The 17547-nt window shown below is 68.1% G+C and carries 19 protein-coding genes and 1 tRNA gene; 12 read left to right on the forward strand and 8 right to left on the reverse strand.

Going from position 1 to position 17547, the window contains the following annotated elements; translation table 11 throughout:
- The first annotated feature begins 225 nt into the window (after positions 1–225).
- The 3 genes from J5J86_RS15405 to J5J86_RS15415 all read left to right on the forward strand — a co-directional run bounded on the left by J5J86_RS15405 (position 226) and on the right by J5J86_RS15415 (position 3605).
- On the forward strand, positions 226–834 hold the full coding sequence (locus J5J86_RS15405; protein WP_247657633.1) for a helix-turn-helix domain-containing protein: 609 nt from the start codon (positions 226–228) through the stop codon (positions 832–834).
- A 118-nt stretch (positions 835–952) separates the two neighbouring features.
- Entirely contained in the window at positions 953–1612 is a 660-nt protein-coding gene (locus J5J86_RS15410; RefSeq protein WP_209099497.1) for a helix-turn-helix domain-containing protein, read from the forward strand.
- A 76-nt stretch (positions 1613–1688) separates the two neighbouring features.
- On the forward strand, positions 1689–3605 hold the full coding sequence (locus tag J5J86_RS15415) for a glycosyl hydrolase (protein ID WP_209099499.1): 1917 nt from the start codon (positions 1689–1691) through the stop codon (positions 3603–3605).
- Here J5J86_RS15415 and J5J86_RS15420 read toward each other — a convergent pair.
- Positions 3587–4108, reverse strand: coding sequence for a DUF421 domain-containing protein (locus J5J86_RS15420; protein WP_209099501.1), 522 nt, complete (start codon positions 4106–4108; stop codon positions 3587–3589). The genes J5J86_RS15415 and J5J86_RS15420 overlap by 19 nt on opposite strands.
- A 258-nt stretch (positions 4109–4366) precedes the next feature.
- On the opposite strand from J5J86_RS15420, the gene J5J86_RS15425 reads away from it, so the two are divergent.
- From J5J86_RS15425 to arsJ, 8 genes are all read left to right on the forward strand, one after another.
- Positions 4367–4720 (forward strand): ArsR/SmtB family transcription factor, encoded by a 354-nt coding sequence (locus tag J5J86_RS15425; RefSeq protein ID WP_209099503.1) that lies wholly within the window; start codon positions 4367–4369, stop codon positions 4718–4720.
- A 63-nt stretch (positions 4721–4783) separates the two neighbouring features.
- Entirely contained in the window at positions 4784–6178 is a 1395-nt protein-coding gene (locus J5J86_RS15430) for an NAD(P)-binding domain-containing protein (RefSeq protein ID WP_209099505.1), read from the forward strand.
- Complete coding sequence (locus J5J86_RS15435; protein WP_209099507.1) at positions 6175–7410, forward strand: MFS transporter; 1236 nt, start codon at positions 6175–6177, stop codon at positions 7408–7410. Before J5J86_RS15430 ends, J5J86_RS15435 begins: the two co-directional genes overlap by 4 nt.
- A 123-nt stretch (positions 7411–7533) precedes the next feature.
- A complete protein-coding gene (pstS, locus tag J5J86_RS15440; RefSeq protein WP_209099509.1) occupies positions 7534–8559 on the forward strand; it encodes a phosphate ABC transporter substrate-binding protein PstS in 1026 nt (341 codons plus the stop codon).
- 53 nt (positions 8560–8612) lie between these two features.
- Positions 8613–9494, forward strand: a complete 882-nt coding sequence (locus tag J5J86_RS15445) for a metalloregulator ArsR/SmtB family transcription factor (protein ID WP_209099511.1) — start codon at positions 8613–8615, stop codon at positions 9492–9494.
- A 16-nt stretch (positions 9495–9510) separates the two neighbouring features.
- On the forward strand, positions 9511–10572 hold the full coding sequence (gene arsB, locus J5J86_RS15450) for an ACR3 family arsenite efflux transporter (protein WP_209099513.1): 1062 nt from the start codon (positions 9511–9513) through the stop codon (positions 10570–10572).
- 28 nt (positions 10573–10600) lie between these two features.
- Entirely contained in the window at positions 10601–11644 is a 1044-nt protein-coding gene (locus J5J86_RS15455; RefSeq protein WP_209099515.1) for an ArsJ-associated glyceraldehyde-3-phosphate dehydrogenase, read from the forward strand.
- A gap of 1 nt (position 11645) precedes the next feature.
- The gene (gene arsJ / locus J5J86_RS15460) at positions 11646–12905 is read left to right on the forward strand and encodes an organoarsenical effux MFS transporter ArsJ (protein ID WP_209099517.1); all 1260 of its coding nucleotides are present in this window, start codon (positions 11646–11648) and stop codon (positions 12903–12905) included.
- Positions 12906–13277: 372 nt separating this feature from the next.
- On the opposite strand, the gene J5J86_RS24565 is transcribed toward arsJ, so the two are convergent.
- The 7 genes from J5J86_RS24565 to J5J86_RS15485 form a co-directional block, all read right to left on the reverse strand.
- On the reverse strand, positions 13278–13406 hold the full coding sequence (locus J5J86_RS24565) for a hypothetical protein (protein WP_256437023.1): 129 nt from the start codon (positions 13404–13406) through the stop codon (positions 13278–13280).
- A gap of 227 nt (positions 13407–13633) precedes the next feature.
- Complete coding sequence (locus J5J86_RS15465; protein WP_209099519.1) at positions 13634–13843, reverse strand: hypothetical protein; 210 nt, start codon at positions 13841–13843, stop codon at positions 13634–13636.
- Positions 13844–13857: 14 nt separating this feature from the next.
- The gene (locus tag J5J86_RS24685; protein ID WP_446698620.1) at positions 13858–14217 is read right to left on the reverse strand and encodes a DUF6538 domain-containing protein; all 360 of its coding nucleotides are present in this window, start codon (positions 14215–14217) and stop codon (positions 13858–13860) included.
- 17 nt (positions 14218–14234) lie between these two features.
- Positions 14235–14310: transfer RNA gene (locus J5J86_RS15470), tRNA-Glu, on the reverse strand.
- 130 nt (positions 14311–14440) lie between these two features.
- Positions 14441–15019 carry a UbiX family flavin prenyltransferase gene (locus tag J5J86_RS15475; RefSeq protein ID WP_209099521.1) on the reverse strand — a complete coding sequence of 193 codons (579 nt, stop codon included), beginning with the start codon at positions 15017–15019 and terminating at the stop codon, positions 14441–14443.
- A complete protein-coding gene (locus tag J5J86_RS15480) occupies positions 15016–15531 on the reverse strand; it encodes a TIGR02444 family protein (protein WP_209099523.1) in 516 nt (171 codons plus the stop codon). Before J5J86_RS15480 ends, J5J86_RS15475 begins: the two co-directional genes overlap by 4 nt.
- A 13-nt stretch (positions 15532–15544) precedes the next feature.
- Entirely contained in the window at positions 15545–16918 is a 1374-nt protein-coding gene (locus J5J86_RS15485; RefSeq protein WP_209099525.1) for an aminotransferase-like domain-containing protein, read from the reverse strand.
- Between the two features lie 303 nt (positions 16919–17221).
- On the opposite strand from J5J86_RS15485, the gene J5J86_RS15490 reads away from it, so the two are divergent.
- Positions 17222–17545 (forward strand): NIPSNAP family protein, encoded by a 324-nt coding sequence (locus J5J86_RS15490; RefSeq protein ID WP_209099527.1) that lies wholly within the window; start codon positions 17222–17224, stop codon positions 17543–17545.
- Positions 17546–17547: the final 2 nt, after the last annotated feature.

A 17547-nucleotide genomic window follows, 5' to 3' on the forward strand; every position in this document is an offset into this window, starting at 1 on the left:
GCTCCGGCCCCGCCCGCGTTCCCCCGCATGGGACATTTCCCGCTTCGGCGCGGGGCGCACGGGAGCCGTGATTTGAAGCCCGCCCGCTTGCGCGAACGAAAAATCAGCGGCGCCAGGGCCTGAAACGTAATATGTTCTAACCCTGGCAGGAGCGGCAGGCAGACGGGCACCGGGATGTGGCGCAAGAGTGAAGAAGCGGTCGACGCCCCACCCCTGAAGCGCAGGGTGTCCCCGGGTCCGGGCGCGTTCGGCGCCCGCCTGCGCACATGGCGGCGCATGAACGGGATAAAGCAGGAGGCCCTCGCCCATGTGCTGGGCGTGTCGCAGACGGCCATCTCCATCTGGGAGAACGGCCACGATCTGCCCTCGGCCGCCCGCCTCGTGCGCATCGAAAGCCTGATGGCCAAAGTGGCCAGTTCCGAGCTGGCGGTGGAGCGCCTGTTCGTGGAGCGGCAGCAGGGCGTGCGCGCGCTGTTCGACGCGGACGGCACCCGGCTTCTGGCGGTCTCACGCGGCTACCGGGCGCTCTGGCCGCAGACGGCCGAGCTTCAGGGCTCCTTCTTCGTCGAATATCTGGTGAACGAGGCCCGCCACATCACCACCACCCCCGCCCTCGCCCAGGCCATCCTGTCCGGCGACCTTGTGCTGGCGTCGGGCTACAGCCTGCGCATGACCAGCCTGCAACTGGACGAGATGGTGCCCCATCGTTGGCACGCCTGCTTCCGGCGCTACGGCGCCCGCACCATCGTGGATGTGGTGACGGAGCCGGGCGAGGATGCGCGCGAGACGGGGATCGACGATCTCGTCTATCTGGACGATATACGCCCGGAATAGGCCGTGCATGCCGGGTGCGCCGGGTCGCAGTTCCGAACGCGACCATGGAAACGTGCGGCAGCCTGGAAAAATCGTAATAAAGTCAGGCTATAGAGCCTCATCAGCCACAGGGGCCACCATGGGACCTCCGATCGAAAAGCCGGGCACCTGTCCTCCGCTCGATCGACCCCGCACGGTCGGTCAGGGCGCCTTTGCCGCGCGGCTGCGCACCTGGCGGCGCATCAACGGCATCAAGCAGGCGACCCTTGCCGAAATGGTGGGGGTGTCGCAGACGGTCGTCTCTCTCTGGGAGAATGGGCACGACATTCCCTCTCCCGAGCGGCTGGCGCGGCTGGAAACGATCATGGCCGACACGGCGCGCGACGAACTGGCGGTGGAACGCCTGTTCGTGGAACGGCAAGGCGGCATCCGGGCCCTGTTCGACGTGGACGGGGTGCGGCTCCTGGCGGTCTCGCGCGGCTTCCGCGACCTCTGGCCCAAGACCGGCGACCTCAAGGGCAGCTTCCTGATCGACTATCTGGTCAACGAGGCCCGGCGGCTCGCCAGCGACGAGAAATATGCCCAGGCCATCCTGTCCGGCGAACTGGTGCTGGCGAGCGGCCATAGCCATCGCATGACCAATCTGGACATTGACGAGATGGTGCCCCACCGCTGGCACATGTGCTTCCGCCGCTTCGGTCCCCGCACCATCGTGGACGTGGTGTATGAGCCGAGCGAGGGCGCGTGCGGGCCGGGCATTGACGACCTCGTCTATCTGGACGACCTCAAGCCGGAGTGATCCGGCGCACCGCGACCGCGCCCCTCGGTGCTGCTAGCTTGCCACCGCCCGCACCGGCACCGTCAGGGGGTATCCCGTGTTCTATCCGTCCGGAAAGCCGTTCGCCCGCTGGTGGTGGTTTGCCTGCGAGATCCGCCGGGGCGACATCACCGCCCAGCTGGAATGGGCGCAGGCCAATGGCTTTGGCGGGGTTGAGATCGCCTGGATCTATCCGCCGCGCGGAGAGCGGCCCTGGCGGCGCCTGTATCCGGACATCACACCCGAGGACGAGGCGCGGCGCGCCAAGGCGGCGCCCTGGCTCTCGTCGGAATGGACGGAGGACGTGGTGTTTGCCAAGGCCGAGGCGATCCGGCTCGGGCTCGGCTGCGACTTCACCTTCGGGACCCTCTGGCCTTTCGGCGACAGCCAGGTGGCGATCGAGGATGCCAGCCGGCAATTCGTGGTGGATGGCAGCGGCACCGCCGTCTTTCCACTCCAGGAGATCGACCAGTCCTGGGAGATGCCGCTCAAGGGGCGGGTGATCGATCACCTCAACCGCGACGCCTTCGCCCGCTATGCCGCCCGTATCACCGCGGCGCTCAGGCCCGCTTTGGCCGGCCCGCCCTCCGCCTTTTTCTGCGAATCCTGGGAGGTGCGCTCGGAGACGCTGTGGACCGAGGGGTTCGAGCAGGATTTCATGGACCGCTACGGCTATGATATCCGCCCTTATCTGCCGGTGCTGTGGGCGCCCGGCAGCGATCCCGATACCCGCCACGATTATCTGGCGCTGCTGTCGGACCGCATCATCGCCCATTTCTACCAGCCCTTCGCCGACCATGCCCGCGCCGTCGGTGCCTTCTCCCGCGCCCAGGTGGCCGGCGCGCCCGTGGACATGCTGCACGCCTATTCGCTGATCGACGTGCCCGAGACGGAGGCCATGCTGTTCGAGCCCGCCTTCAGCCGCATCGTCGCCTCGGCGGCGGCACTGGGCGGGCGGACCGAGGTGAGTTGCGAAGCCTTCACCTGCATCTACGGCTTTCCCCGCTGGGTGCCGGACACCCATCAGTTCCGCGAGGAGGTGGGGGACCTGAAGCTGGTGGCCGACGCGCTCCTTGCCCATGGGGTGAACCAGTTTTTCTGGCACGGCATGCCCTTCACCCCCGACGGCACGAGCCTGGATTTCCATTTCTATGCCTCGGTGCATCTGGGGCGGAACGAAGGGGCGCTCTCAGGGTCCGCCAAGGGGCTGAATGCCTATCTGGAGCGGGTGTGCCCGCTCATGAAGCGCGGCCGCCCCTATTCCGACGTGGCCGTCTGGCTGCCGCTGGAGGACGGGCGCATGGAGCTGGACTATCCGCCCGAACGCCAGATCCCCGGCGCCAGCCACCCTTACGAACTGCGCTATGTGCAGGCGCCGGAAGAACTGGCCGGCCACCAGCCGCTTTATGTGTCGAACGCGCTCCTGCGCGGCGTGCCGGTGGTGGACGGCACGCTCACGGTGGGCGATGCGGTGTTCCAGGCGCTTTATGTGGACGTGAAGTATCTGGCCATTGAGGGGCTGGAAACCATTGTCCGCCTGGCCCAGGACGGGCTGCCCGTCATCCTCAAGCAGGTGCCGCTCCAGCCGGGCCGTGCCAAGTCGCCCCGTTATGCGGCGCTGATCGCGCAATTGCGGCGGCTCGGCATTCACGGCGATTTCCGCCAGACCGTGCCGTGGCAACCGCTGGTGCGCGCCGCCGACGGCCAGCGCCTGCCCGACCATTGGGCGCGTGTTCTGGCGCCGAACGACATCCTGGTCTTCTTCGCCCATCCCCACGCGCAGGACCTCGCCATCCCAATGGAGCACGGCCGGGCCGCCCGCTGCCCGGCGGCCGAGCGCAGCGTTCTGCTCTCGCCCGATGGCGTGCGCCAGCACAAGGTGCGCCTGCCTTTCGCGCCTAACCAATCCCTCCTGGTGCGGGTGCGGCCGAGCGGCGTGGAGTTCGTGGAGATCGTCTACGCGCCGACCGCGTGAGGGCGGGGCGGGTCCGGGGGCGCGTGGCGCAGGGACACGCTCATGGTCCCGTTGCTCTCCAGGATCACCGTGTCCGCGTCCCCGATGGAATGGCCGCCGGCGGCGCGGATGGCGCTCAGCGCCTCTGCGGGAGTGATGCGTTCCTCGCGCATGGTGGCCGCGCAGCATCGCCCATCCCGCACCAGCAAGGCGGGTTCGGAGCGCACCACATGGGCGAAGGCGGGAAAGTGCACGGACAATTCCGCCACCAGATATTGCATGGCGATGAGCAGAGCCAGGGCCAGGGCACCCTCGGCGAGGGCCACGGTTTCGTCCAGCAGAATGGTCGCCAGCGTGGAGCCGAGCGCCACCGTCACCACCAGGTCGAAGGCGTTGAACTTGGCGAGCGTGCGCTTGCCGGAGAGGCGCAGGAACAGCACCAGGCTCACATAAGCGAGGATGCCGATCAGCAGCGTCCGCACCAGGCCCGGCCAGCCCTGAAACAGCATGTTTTCCAGATCCATGACTGTATTCCTGTGGCTTTAGAGTTTTCCGAGCGACGCGGGAACCGGTTCGCGTGAAGGAGGCGCATCAAAAGAGGGAGAAAGAGCGAAGCAGCGTTTCCATGAAACGCCCGAAGGAGCGCGCGTGCGGGGTGGCGACGGCGCCTTCCATGGTCAATCCCGGGGCCGTGGCCTTGTTCCCCCTGCTGCGGCCGCCGTGTCATGGGGCAGGGCGGTGGCGGGCTTGACGGGCGGATCGGATGGGCGCAGTCTATTTCCATGAATATCGAAATAGCGGCCCGACAGATGGAAGCCCTGGGCAATGCTACCCGGCTTGGCCTCTACCGCACATTGGTGCGGGCGGGGCAGGCAGGGCTGAGCGTGGGCAGCTTGCAGGAGAAGCACGGCATTCCCGCCTCCACTCTCTCGCACCATCTGCGCCGGCTCATCGACACCGGGCTCGTCACGCAGGAGCGCCAGGCGACCACCCTCATCTGCCGGGCGCATTATCCCAGCATGAACGCCCTGGTGGGCTTCCTCGTGGATGAATGCTGCGCCGATGCCGCCTGTCCTGCCCCCGCCGATGGCGCTGCTGCCCATGCGGCGCCCGGCACCTGTGCCGATCCTGTGTGAAACCTGATCGCACGGGCTTTCGAGGCCTGAATTTCCATAAATCCAGAATGACGGAATAAGAAAATGCCTGACCCCCGTCTTCCCGTGGCCATCATCGGAGCGGGGCCAGTGGGCCTTGCGGCCGCCGCCCATCTGGTGCGGCGCGGCCTCGCGCCGCTGGTCCTTGATGAAGCCCTCCAAGTGGCCAGCGCGCTGCGTGAGGTTGCCCATGTCCGCCTGTTCTCCCCCTGGCGCTACAATATGGACAGCGCCGCTCGCGCGCTGCTGGAGGACACTGGCTGGCGGGCGCCCGACCCGGACGGCCTGCCCACCGCGGGCGAATTGGTGTCCGAGTATCTGGAGCCGCTTGCCGCCCATCCCGCCCTTGCCCCCCACATCCGGCTCGGGACGCATGTCACCGCCATCGGCCGGCGCGGGTTCGACCGCATGCGGTCGGCGGGCTGGGAGGCGGCGCCCTTCGTCATCCGCTGGCGCGGCGCGGACGGGGGCACGGGGCGCCTGGAGGCCCGGGCGGTGATCGATGCCTCCGGCACCTGGCGCCATCCCAGCCCCATGGGGGCGGACGGCATGGCGGTGGAGGGCGAGGAGAGCCTCGGCGATGGTCTCGCCTATGGCTTGCCCGACGTGGCCGGCCGCGCGCGGGCGCACTATGCGGGCCGGCGCGTGCTGGTGGTGGGGTCCGGCCATTCCGCCACGCAGGTGGTGCTCGATCTGGTGCGGCTGGCGCAGGCGGAGCCGGAGACCCAGGTTCTTTGGGGCCTGCGGACGGACCATGTGGGCAAGCTGATGGGGGGCGGGGTGAACGACCAGCTTCCCGCGCGCGGCGCGCTGGGCCTGTCCGCCGCCCATGTCATCGAGACCGGCGCGGCTCAGGTGCTGGCGCCGCTGGCCATCACGCGGGTGGCGCGGCAGGGGCAGAGCGTGCACGTCTCCGCGACGGTGGCGGGCGCGCCGGTGGCGTTTGAAGTGGACCGCATCGTGGTCGCCACCGGCCTGCGCCCGAGCTTTGAGATGTTGCGGGAATTGCGCGTCGCCATCGATCCCATCACCGAGGCGCCCCCGGCCTTGGCACCGCTCATCGATCCGAACCTGCATTCCTGCGGCAGCGTCCCGCCCCATGGGGCGGCGGAACTGGCCCATCCCGAGCCGGGCTTCACCATCGTGGGCGCCAAGTCCTATGGCCGCGCGCCCACCTTCCTGATGGCCACCGGCTATGAGCAGGTGCGCTCCGTGGTGGCCGAGATCGCCGGAGACCATGAGGCCGCCCGGCGGGTGGAACTGGTCCTGCCGGAAACCGGTGTGTGCAGCGCCCCGCTTGCCTTGGAGCGGGTCGCGTCCGGCTGCTGCGGTGGCCCTGCGCCGGAAACCGCCCCGGCTCCGGCCGCCGCCTGCTGTGTGGACGATGCCCGCGCCAAGGCGGAGGGCAGGGCCGGTTGCGGCTGCGGCCCCACCCCATGAGCGGCACTGCGCAGGCGCGTGCCTATGTGCCCTTGAGCGGTCGCAGCCGATTCATCACCGGCCTCGGCATGGGGCAGGTGTGCTCCTGGGGCTCGCTTTATTATTCCTTCCCTCTCATCGCGGAGGCCATGGGGCGGGATATGGGCTGGTCGAAGCCGCAAATGTACGGCGCGGCGACGCTGGGCCTCGTGCTGGCGGGGCTTGCCGCCTATCCGGTGGGCGCCGCCATTGATCGCGGTCATGGCCGTCTCGTGATGGCTGCGGGTTCGGTCTGCGCCGGGCTCCTGCTGCTCGCCTGGTCGCAGGTGGAGGGGCTGGCCGCCTTCTATGTCTGCGTCGCCGGCATCGGCATCCTCCAGGCTGCCACCCTCTATGAGCCCGCTTTTGCGGTGGTGGCGCGACGGTCCGGCACGCGGGGCGCCCGCGCGGGCATCACGGCCTTGACCTTGTGGGGCGGCTTCGCCTCCACGGTCTTCATCCCGCTGACGCAAGCGCTCCTCGACGGCATCGGCTGGCGCGGCGCGCTGATGGTGCTGGGGGCGATCAATCTTCTTCTGTGCGCCAGCCTCTATGCGGGCGTCATCGACCCCGCCGCCGACCATCCCGACCAGAATGCGGTCAAAGGGGCGTCAGGCGCGGGCGGCGTGGTGCGCCAGGTGCTGCGCCAGCCCGCTTTCTGGGCACTGGCGCTCGCCTTCACCGCCTATGCGGCCACCTTCTCCGCTTTCACCTTCCACCTTTATCCGCTGCTGGTGGAACGCGGTTTCGATACGCGCGCGGTGGTGGCGGCCATGGCCATTATCGGCCCGGCCCAGGTGGCGGGGCGGATCGCCATCTGGGTGTTCGCGCCCAGGGCCTCGGTGCGGCTCATCGGCTGCGGCGTCGTGCTCGCCTTTCCCCTGGCGCTGCTGCTCCTGGAAGCGGGGCCGCCCAGCTTTGTCCTGGTGGCGGGGGTGGCCGCGCTCTATGGCGGCGCCAACGGCATCATGACCATCGTGCGCGGCCTCGCCGTGCCGGAAATGGTGACGCGGGAGGCCTATGGCGCCGTCAACGGCGTGCTGGCCGCCCCCGCCACCCTCTCCCGGGCACTGGCGCCGGTGGGGGCGGCGGCGCTGTGGGCCTGGAGCGGCTCCTATGACGCGGTGCTCCTGGCGGCCCTTGGCGGCGCCCTGGTGCTGGTGGCCGGCTTCTGGATGGCGGCGCTCCTCTCCGCCCGCGCGGCGCGGGCGTGACGGCGGGGGCCAATCCTGTCCTCCCACACGTGCAAAAATATACGTCGATATGTCGACAAATATCGAAATGTATGTCTCTATGGAGATGGGATGAAAATGCCCCGTCGGTCCGGGAGGCCGCCCATGAAACGCATCGTCACTTTGACCCTTGCCGCCTTGACGGCCGCTGCCCTGCTCGCCCCCGGCGCGCGGGCGCAGGAGGTCCGCGGGGCAGGGTCCACCTTCGCCTATCCGATCATCTGGAAGTGGTCGCAGGCCTTTCAGGAGAAGACCGGGCAGCCGGTCAGCTACCAGTCCGTTGGCTCCTCTGCGGGCGTGAACGCCATCAAGGACGGCGTCGTGGATTTCGGCGCCTCGGACCGGCCTCTGCGGCCGGAGGAATTGCAGCGGCTCGGGCTGGCGCAGTTTCCCATCGTGTTCGGCGGCGTCGTGCCGATCCTCAATGTGGACGGCATCGCGCCGGGCCAGATGAAGTTCACCGGCGCGCTTCTGGCGGACATCTTCCTGGGCAAGGTGGGCCGGTGGAATGACCCGGCCATCCGCGCCCTCAATCCCGACCTGCCGCTGCCCGATGCACAGATCGCGGTGATCCATCGCTCGGACGGATCGGGCACCACCTTCAACTGGGTGTCCTTCCTCTCCAAGTCGAGCCCCGACTGGAAGCAGCATGTGGGCGTGGGCAATGCGGTGGACTGGCCCGTGGGTGCCGGCGCGCGGGGCAATGAGGGCGTGGCCACCGAGGTCAAGCGGATCCGGAACGCCATCGGCTATGTGGAATTCACCTATGTGGTGCAGGCCAAGCTCTCCTATGGCCTGGTGCAGAACCGGGCCGGCAAGTTCGTGGCCCCGAGCGCGGCCTCGTTCCAGGCCGCCGCGGCGAGCTTCGACTGGACCACGGCGCAGGATTTCGCGGTCATCATCAACGATTCCCCGGCACCCGAGGCCTATCCCATCGCCGCGTCCACCTTTGTGCTGATGTACAAGGATCCCAAGGCGCCGGGCGCCAGCCGGGCGGCCCTCGACTTCTGGAAATTCGCCCTCGGCGAGGGCGAGCGCTCTGCGGCTGAGTTGGGCTATGTTCCCCTGCCGCCCGCCTTGGTGGAGCAGGTCAAGGCCTATTGGGCCCGCTCCTTCAAGGGCGGCGTCTAGCGCCGGGACCCGTCCCGGTTCTCTTCCACCCGCAGCAGGACACACTCATCGCCATGGCGACGTTCAACGCGGACGACCTCATCACCCTCTTCGATGCGCTGGCCCAGCCCACGCGTCTGGAGGCCTATCGCTTGCTGCTGCGCTATGTGCCCTATGGCTTGCCGGCGGGCGACATCGCCCGGCTGCTGGCGGTGCCCCACAACACGCTCTCCACCCATCTGAGCCTGCTGGAGCGGGCGGGGCTGGTGGCGGCGCGGCGCGAGGGCCGCTCCATCCTTTACGCCGCCAATGCCGCCCCCGCCGGCCCGCTCCTCGGCGCGCTGATGGCGGAGATGGGGTATGCAACGATGCTGCGCGCAGGTGGGCCGGTGGCAGCCTTCCCGCAATTGCGCGCTGCGCCCGCCAATGACCGGGTCTATACGGTCCTCCTGGTCTGCTCGGCCAATTCCGCCCGCTCCCTCATCGCCGAGGCGATCCTCAACCGGGAGGGGCGCGGGCGCTTCCGGGCCTTTTCCGCCGGCAGTCATCCGCGCGGCACGCCCCATCCCGGCGCGCTCGCCCTGCTCGCCTCCCTGGGCTACGAGACGGAAGGCCTCGCCTCGAAGAGCTGGGACGGCTTTGCCGGCACCGATGCGCCCGCCTTGGACTTCCTCATCACCACCTGTGATGCCGCCGCCGGCGAGCCTTGCCCGGCTTTTCCCGGCCATCCGCTCCAGGCCCATTGGGGCCTGCCGGATCCGCTCCAGGCCACCGGCGGCGAGGCGGGGGAGCGGGCGGCCTTCCTGGCCACCTATCGCCGTCTTGCCGCCCGCATCAGCGCCTTCGTCAACCTGCCCTTCGAGGACCTCGACCTGGCGGGCCTGAAGGAAGCCATCGCCGCCATCGGCCGCATGGAGGGCGCCACCGACCTCACTTTGTCCGGCCACGCGGCCTGAACGGGAATCTGACGCCGTGTCCTTCTTCGAACGCTACCTGACCGTCTGGGTCTTTCTGTGCATCCTCGTCGGCATCGGGCTTGGCGCTCTGGCGCCGGGGCTGTTCCACGCCATTGGCAGCCTGGAGGTGGCGCGGGTGAACCTGCCCGTGGCCGTGCTCATCTGGCTGATGATCGTGCCCATGCTGCTGAAGATCGATTTCGGCGCGCTGGCACAGGTGAGCCGGCACTGGCGCGGCATCGGCGTCACGCTCTTGGTGAACTGGGCCGTGAAGCCCTTCTCCATGGCGCTCCTGGGGTCGATCTTCATCGGCCACCTGTTCCGGCCCTATCTGCCGGCGGACCAGATCGACAGCTACATTGCCGGCCTCATCCTTTTGGCGGCGGCGCCCTGCACGGCCATGGTGTTCGTGTGGTCGAACCTCACCAAGGGCGAGCCGCATTTTACCCTCTCGCAGGTGGCGCTGAACGATGCCATCATGATCGTCGCCTTCGCCCCCGTGGTGGGGCTGCTGCTGGGCCTGTCCTCCATCACCGTGCCCTGGGCGACGCTGCTTTTGTCCGTGGCGCTCTATATCGTCCTGCCGGTCATCGCCGCCCAGATCCTGCGCCGGCAGGTGCTGGCCACCGGCGGGACGGCGGGGCTGGAGGGCATCCTGCGGGTGCTCCAGCCGGCCTCCCTGGTGGCGCTCCTGGCGACCCTCGTCCTCCTCTTCGCCTTCCAGGGTGAGCAGATCCTCGCCCAGCCCTTGGTGATCGCGCTTTTGGCGGTGCCGATCCTGATCCAGGTCTATTTCAATTCGGGGCTCGCCTATCTGCTGAACCGCCTCTCCGGCGAGGCCCATTGCGTGGCCGGCCCTTCCGCCCTCATCGGCGCGTCCAATTTCTTCGAGCTGGCGGTGGCCGCCGCCATCTCCCTGTTCGGCTTTAAGTCCGGCGCCGCGCTCGCCACCGTGGTGGGCGTGCTCATCGAGGTGCCGGTGATGCTCTCCGTGGTCTGGATCGTGAACCGCACCAAGGATTGGTACGAAGCCGGGGGCGTCAAGGTGCCCGGCCCCTCCCACGACACGTCCCATTGAGATCGCGCGGCAGAACGAGGACAAGAGCATGAAAGTGGGCATTAACGGCCTCGGCCGGATCGGACGCCTCGCCTTGCGCGCCGCCATGGGGGGCGCCGAGCGTCCCGCCGACGATCCGCGCGCCGGCAACCGGCTCGACGTGGTGCATCTCAACGAGATCAAGGGCGGGGCGGCGGCCATCGCCCATCTGCTGGAATTCGACAGCGTCCAAGGCCGCTGGCGCGTGCCGCTTTCAAGCGAGGGGGAGGATCGGGTCCATATCGGCGAGAAGGCCCTGTCCTTTTCCGCCCATGCCACGCCCGGCGACATTCCGTGGGGCGATCTGGGCGTCGACGTGGTGCTGGAGGCCACCGGCAAGTTTCTCACGCCCGACGTGCTGGAGGGGCACCTGAAGCGCGGCGCCAAGCGCGTCATCGTCGCCGCGCCCGTCAAGCATCCCTCGGTGCTGAACGTGGTGGTGGGGGTCAATGCGCACCTTTATGACCGCGCCCGTCACCCCATCGTCACCGCCGCCTCCTGCACCACCAATTGCCTCGCCCCGGTGGTGAAGGTGGTGCACGAGGCGATCGGCATCCGCCACGGCCAGATCACCACCATCCATGATCCCACCAACACCAATGTGGTGGTGGATGCCCCGCACAAGGACCTGCGGCGGGCGCGCTCGGCCATGCTCTCGCTCCAGCCCACCACCACCGGCAGCGCCACCGCCATCGGCCTGATCTATCCGGACTTGCAGGGCAAGCTGAACGGGCACGCGGTGCGCGCGCCGGTGCTGAATGCCTCGCTCACGGACTGCGTCTTCGAGCTGAACCGGGAGACCACGGCGCAGGAGGTGAACGACCTGTTCCGGCAGGCCGCGGCTGGCCCGCTCGCCGGCATTCTCGGCTTCGAGCCGCGCCCGCTGGTCTCGGCCGATTATGCCCGCGACACCCGCTCCGCCATCGTCGATGGCCTGTCGACCTTGGTGACCGACGGCACCTTGCTGAAGGTCTATGCCTGGTACGACAACGAGATGGGCTATGCCTGCCGCATGGTGGACCTGGCCTGCCACATCGCGCGGGAAGGGGTGTGACATGACGCGCGCGCCGGCGGCCGCAGGGCTCCGCAACTACGCCATCGTGACGGCGGCCTATTGGGGCTTCACGCTCACCGACGGCGCGCTGCGCATGATCGTGCTCTTCACCTTCTTCAAGCTCGGCTATTCGCCGTTCACGCTGGCTTTCCTGTTCGTGCTCTATGAGGCCGCCGGCATCGGCGCCAACCTGATCGGCGGGTGGCTCGCGGCGCGCTTCGGCATCACCCGGATGCTGATGGTGGGGCTGGTGACGCAGATCAGCGGCTTCCTGGTGCTGTCGGCGGTCTCCCCCCTCTGGGCCGCAGGGCTCCTGGTGCCGTGGGTGGTGATGGCGCAGGGCATTTGCGGGGTGGCCAAGGACCTCACCAAGACCGCCTCCAAATCCGCCATCAAGATCACCGAGGCCGATGCCAAGGGCGGCGTAGAGGGGCGCCTGTTTCGCTGGGTGGCGTGGTTCACCGGCTCCAAGAACGCCATGAAGGGGCTCGGCTTCCTGCTGGGTGGCGTGCTGCTGGAAGCCATCGGCTTCCGCCCCGCGCTCTGGCTGATGGCGGCGGCGCTGGGGCTGGTGCTCGTGGGGGTGGTGGCGTTCCTGCCGCCGCTCCTCGGCAAGGCGAAGGCGAGCCGCAGCGTGAAGGAATTGTTCGCCAAGAACCGGGGCGTCAACCTGCTGGCGCTGGCGCGCGTCGCCTTGTTCGGGGCGCGTGACGTGTGGTTCGTGGTGGGCGTTCCGGTCTACCTCTATGCATCGGGCTGGACCTTCGTCATGGTCGGCGGCTTCCTGGCCCTGTGGACCATCGGCTATGGCCTGGTCCAGGCGATGGCGCCGGCCGTCGTCACCCGCAGCCCCGACGGCCTGTCCCGCGAGGTGCCGGCGGCCCGGTGGTGGGCGCTGGCGCTGGCGGTGATCCCGGCGGCGCTGGCGGGCTGGCTGGCCATGTCTCCCGCCTATGGGGATGTGGTGCTGGTGGCGGGCCTGTGCGTCTTCGGGTTTGCCTTCGCCGTCAATTCCTCCCTGCACTCCTACCTGATCCTGGCCTATGCGGGCTCGGAGAAGGCGGCGGAGGATGTGGGCTTCTATTACGCGGCCAATGCCGCCGGGCGCTTCATCGGCACGCTCTTGTCCGGCCTGCTCTACCAGGTGGGCGGCATCTATACCTGCCTCGGCGGATCGGCCCTGATGCTGGCCTTGTGCCTTGCCGCGACGCTCCTCCTGCCCTTGAATACCCGCTCCCGGATCGGCCCCGCCGCGGCCTGAGGGAGCAAGCGCCGCTGCATGAGAGGCCCAAACGCCGCGGCCCTCGCCACCCTGGCGGCGCGGCCGCGTCCGCGCGCGACGCGCGTCTGGATCCGGACCTTACGTGCGCGCGTGGGCGAATCTAACGGGCTAGCCCCGGCGCAAGCTATTGATTTTTAAGGAAAAGTGGCGCTCCCAAGGTAAGCTAAGCCCTTTAGAGCACCACATCCGGCCGGGATCATTCTCGACCAGAACCCTTGGCATTACACGGTTTTGCCGATGATGAGCCGAGGGTGCCATCCTTCTATTCAACGGCTGACCCGGACGGATGTGTATCACGGATCGGTGCCATCTCTCTGCATGGAGGGCAAGGAGGCTGCACCGCTCTTTCCCTCATGTCTCAGGCTTGGGCTTCGGCTTGCGCTTGGCCTTCGGCTTGGATTTGGGCTCATCCTCATCCTTGCCCACGATGACCAGATCGCCCGGCATCCAGGTGAAGCGGCGCCATCTTTCCTCGCTCATGGGAGGATCTTGGTTCTCGGGTTTGTCGGGCTTATCGTTCTCATTCATTCTCAGAGTCTCCATCGATCTAGGGCAGCGGCACAGGCCTCGGATTGGAATTTGATACGATAGACCACTTGGCGGCTGATGCCGACCTAGAGCATGCGCCGATCAGATGGCATCGCCATCTGATCGGATCACGCATTCTCTATCAATGGGTTAGAGGGCGATTCACCCATCAGATTGATTCAATCTGATGGGATCGCGCTCTCGCGTGCGACATTGGAGACACCCTTGCCCGCTGAGAGCATCTCCTGAGCGGCGATGAGCTGTTCAGAAGAGAAGGTGGGCTTTCGGCCCCGGTAGCGGTTCACTCGTTCCTTCTCATTTAAGCGAACGGTGTGGGTGTGGCCAACATATTGATTAAATTCAGCTTCCTCGTTCAGATAGAGGGACAAGGCATCTGTGATCTTCAATGAATGTGCGGTGGGATATGCCCCTCAGTGGGCGTGCCCCTAATTGAGGCAACGTCAAATCCGGTGGGCTGAATGGCCATTGGGGATTGAAAACCCGCCGCCGGGGCACCTGCATTCAATGACCGAAGCCAACGCTCCACCTGAAGATGGACCTCCAGCAGCCGCAGCTCGGCCACGGAGCGATCTTTGGTCTTCAGGGAGATGAGAACCTCTCGCTTAGCCGCAACCGCAACCAGACCGCTGGGGACCCGCCTGCGATAGCGAAAGACACCCTGCTTTGTGATCTGAACATGGGGAAGCGCCGCAGCCAATCCGCCAATGTGTATGACCCCTGGTATCACTGGGTCACAACGCATTGATTTTTCAGGAAGAATGGCGCTCCCAAGGGGACTCGAACCCCTGTTTTCGCCGTGAGAGGGCGACGTCCTAGACCGCTAGACGATGGGAGCCGGCCGAGAAGGCGCTTCGTATATCCGCGAACGGGGGGCGCATCAAGCCCTCATTCGCGGCGGGGGCGTTTTCCCGCGGCGGGTGGTCGCCGGCTTGTGGATAAGCGGGGCCGGGGCGGCTTCGGCGGGGTCAGGCGGAGGCGGCGGGGCGCTCCTTCCAGCGGCGGGTCAAGGGCAGGCGGATGTCAAACAGATCGAGGGCGCGGGCCACCGTCTGGTTCACCACGTCGTCGAGGCTTTCCGGCCGGTGATAGAAGGCCGGGACCGGCGGCATGATGATGGCGCCATTCTGGGTCGCCTGGGCCATCAGCGCGATGTGGCCGGCATGGAGCGGCGTCTCCCGCAGGAGCAGAACCACCCGCCGGCGCTCCTTCAGGCACACGTCGGCGGCGCGCACCGTCAGTTCGTCATTGTAGCAATGGGCGATGCCGCTCAGCGTCTTGATGGAGCAGGGCGCCACCAGCATGCCGGCGGTGAGGAAGGAGCCCGACGAGAGGGCGGCGCCGATGTCCTTGGGGTTGTACACCTCGTCCGCCAAAGCGCGCACGTCGTCGGCCCGCAGGTCCGTCTCCTCGGCGATGGTGCGCAGGCCCGCCGGGGTGAGGATGAGGTGGGTCTCCACATCCGGCAGCGGGCGCAGCAATTCCAGCGCCCGGATGCCGTAGAGGGCGCCCGAGGCGCCGGTAATGGCGAGGATGAGGCGTTTCATGGGGTTTCCGTCCCTGCTGCGCGCGCGATCCATGCCGCGGCGTCCTTTTCCTGTGGGGTGAGCGGGCGCCCGGCGGCGGCCTCGGCCACGGCCAGGATGCCGGCGCGGGCCAAGGCCTCCGCCGGTCCTGGTTGCGCATCGCCGGGGCAAAGCAGGGCGCCCAGTTCCTCCAGCTCGATGATCTCGGCGGCGATTTCCAGCGCCTGGAGCTTCTCCCGCAGCTTGGCGGTGCGGTCGGAGGGGGCGGGGGCCGGGCCGGTCTTCAGGCGGCGGCGCACCGCCCGCAGCGGGCGCACCACTTCGCCGTGCCAGTCGGCGACACGGGCGTGCGCCACCGCGATATCGTCGCGGCCGATGGCCTGCCGCAGCACCGCGCCGCGCCAGGCGGCGAACAGCAGCAGGTTCACGTCGAGCCCGGTTGCGTCCTGGAGCAGCAGGCAGGCGGAGGAGACGCCCTCCCGGGCATAGAGCACCAAAGCGTACTCCTTGAGGCCCAGGGGCTCGTCCGCCATGTCCGCTCTCCCGTCACACCAGCGAGATGGCTTCCGCCCGCTCCAATATGGCGCGCAGTTCCAGGAGGGCGGCCTCAAGGTCCGCTTCGCTTGCCGCCGCGCCGAGGCACAGGCGCACGCCGAGGCTGGCCGGGTCCTGCGGGCGCAGGGCGCCGGGTGGGGCCAGCGTGATGCCCGCCTGGGCGGCCTGGGCGATGAAGGCCATGAGCGTGCGGCCCATGGGCAAGGGCAGCCAGATGTGGAAGCAGGGCGGCCCGTTGCGCACCGGCAGCCAGTCGCGCAGCACGCGGCGCAGCACCTCGTCGCGCTGGGCCGCCTTCTCGCGCTTCAGCATGGCCTGGCGGGCGAGGCCACCATTGCGGATGAGGCGGGCGACGGCCTCGGCCATCACCGGCACCGCCATCCAGCCGGTGGCGCGCAGGGCATTGATGCAGCGGTCGCGGAAGGCGTCGGGGGCGATCATGGCGCCGATCCTGAGGCCCGGCGCGAGGCACTTGGCCAGACTCACCGCATAGAAGGACCGTTCCGGCACCAGAGCCGAGAGCGGCTGCGGCGGCACCGGCATGAGGAAGGCATAGGCGTCGTCCTCGAGCAGATAGGCGTCATGCCGGCGCAGGATGTCGGCGATGGCGAGCCGCCGGTCATGGGGCATGACGGTGCCGGTGGGCGTCTGGAGGGTGGGCATGCAATAGAGCGCCCGCGCCCCGGTCTCGCGGAAGGCGGCGTCCAGCGCATCGGGGATCAGCCCGTTGGAATCCATGGCCACGCCGTGGAGGCGGTAGCCGTGCTGGGCTGAGAGGGCGAGCATGCCCGAATAGGTCAGGGCCTCGGTGAGCACCGGGTCGCCCGGCGCCGCCACCATGCCGAGCGCGATCGACAGGGCATGCTGGGCGCCGTGGGTGATGAAGACGCGGTCCGGGTCCGCCGCCATGCCGTGATTGGCGAGCCAGGAGGCCACCGCCTCCCGGTGGTCGCGCCGGCCCTGGTGGGGCAGGTAGCCAAGAAGGCCTTCCATCTCGCCATCGGCGACGATCTCCGCCAGCGTCGCGGCGATGAGGTCCGCTTCGCCGGTGGCGGGGGGCACGTTGAGGGCGAGGTTGATGCCGGCGCGGGCGCCGCTGGGCTCGGGGCGGGCGGCGGGCTTGCGGCGAAGCACGAAGGTGCCGCGCCCCACCTCGCCGGAAATGAGGCCGCGCTGCTCGGCTTCCGCATAGGCCTTGGAAACGGTGCCCACGGAGAGGCCGAGGCGCTCGGCCATGTCGCGCTGGGGCAGCAGGCGCGTGCCCGGCCGCACCCGGCCGGAGGCGATGTCCGCCTCCAGCTGGTCGACGATGGTCACGTAGCGCGGGCCGCGCTGCGTGGAGAGGGAAGGCACCCAGTCGGTCATTGGCTCACCCGTTTGCCTCTCAGCGAATAGTACAATCCCGAAATTGATGCAATATCCGGTTGTCATTGAGCGGCGCTTCTCACCAGGAAAGCCGCCAAACCAGCGCAAGACGGGCATTCTTAGCGTCATGTTGATGCGATGCAGCATCCAGATCACGGCATTGCATCATAAAATGATAGGTCAAATTACAGCATTGCCTTATTTCAATGATTGACTCATCGCTCTTTGCATCGCTATCGTCCCAGTCAATCAGAACGCGGCCCGCCCCAGAATGCGATCAGCCGCGCCCATCGGGAGACGCTCATGCTCTATGAGATCCGGGTCTACACGGCATCCGAAGGCAAGGCCGAGGCCATGCGCCAACGCTTCCTCACCGAGGTGGTCCCGCGCATGCCCAGGCACGGCATCGAGCTGGTCGGCGTGTTCACCGCGCCAGAGGAAGACGGCCGGCTCACCTACCTCACCCGCTTCGCCGACGAGGCCGCCCGCGCCGCCGGCTGGGCCTCCTTCGGCGGCGATGCCGAATGGAAGGCGGTCAAAGCCGCCACCGAGGTGGACGGGCCGCTGCTCGCCGCCCAGTCCGTGTCCGTGCTCACCCCCGCCGCCGCCGGGCTGCTGCTCGGCTGAGG

The sequence above is a fragment of the Aquabacter sp. L1I39 genome (genome assembly GCF_017742835.1).
GTDB lineage: Bacteria > Pseudomonadota > Alphaproteobacteria > Rhizobiales > Xanthobacteraceae > L1I39.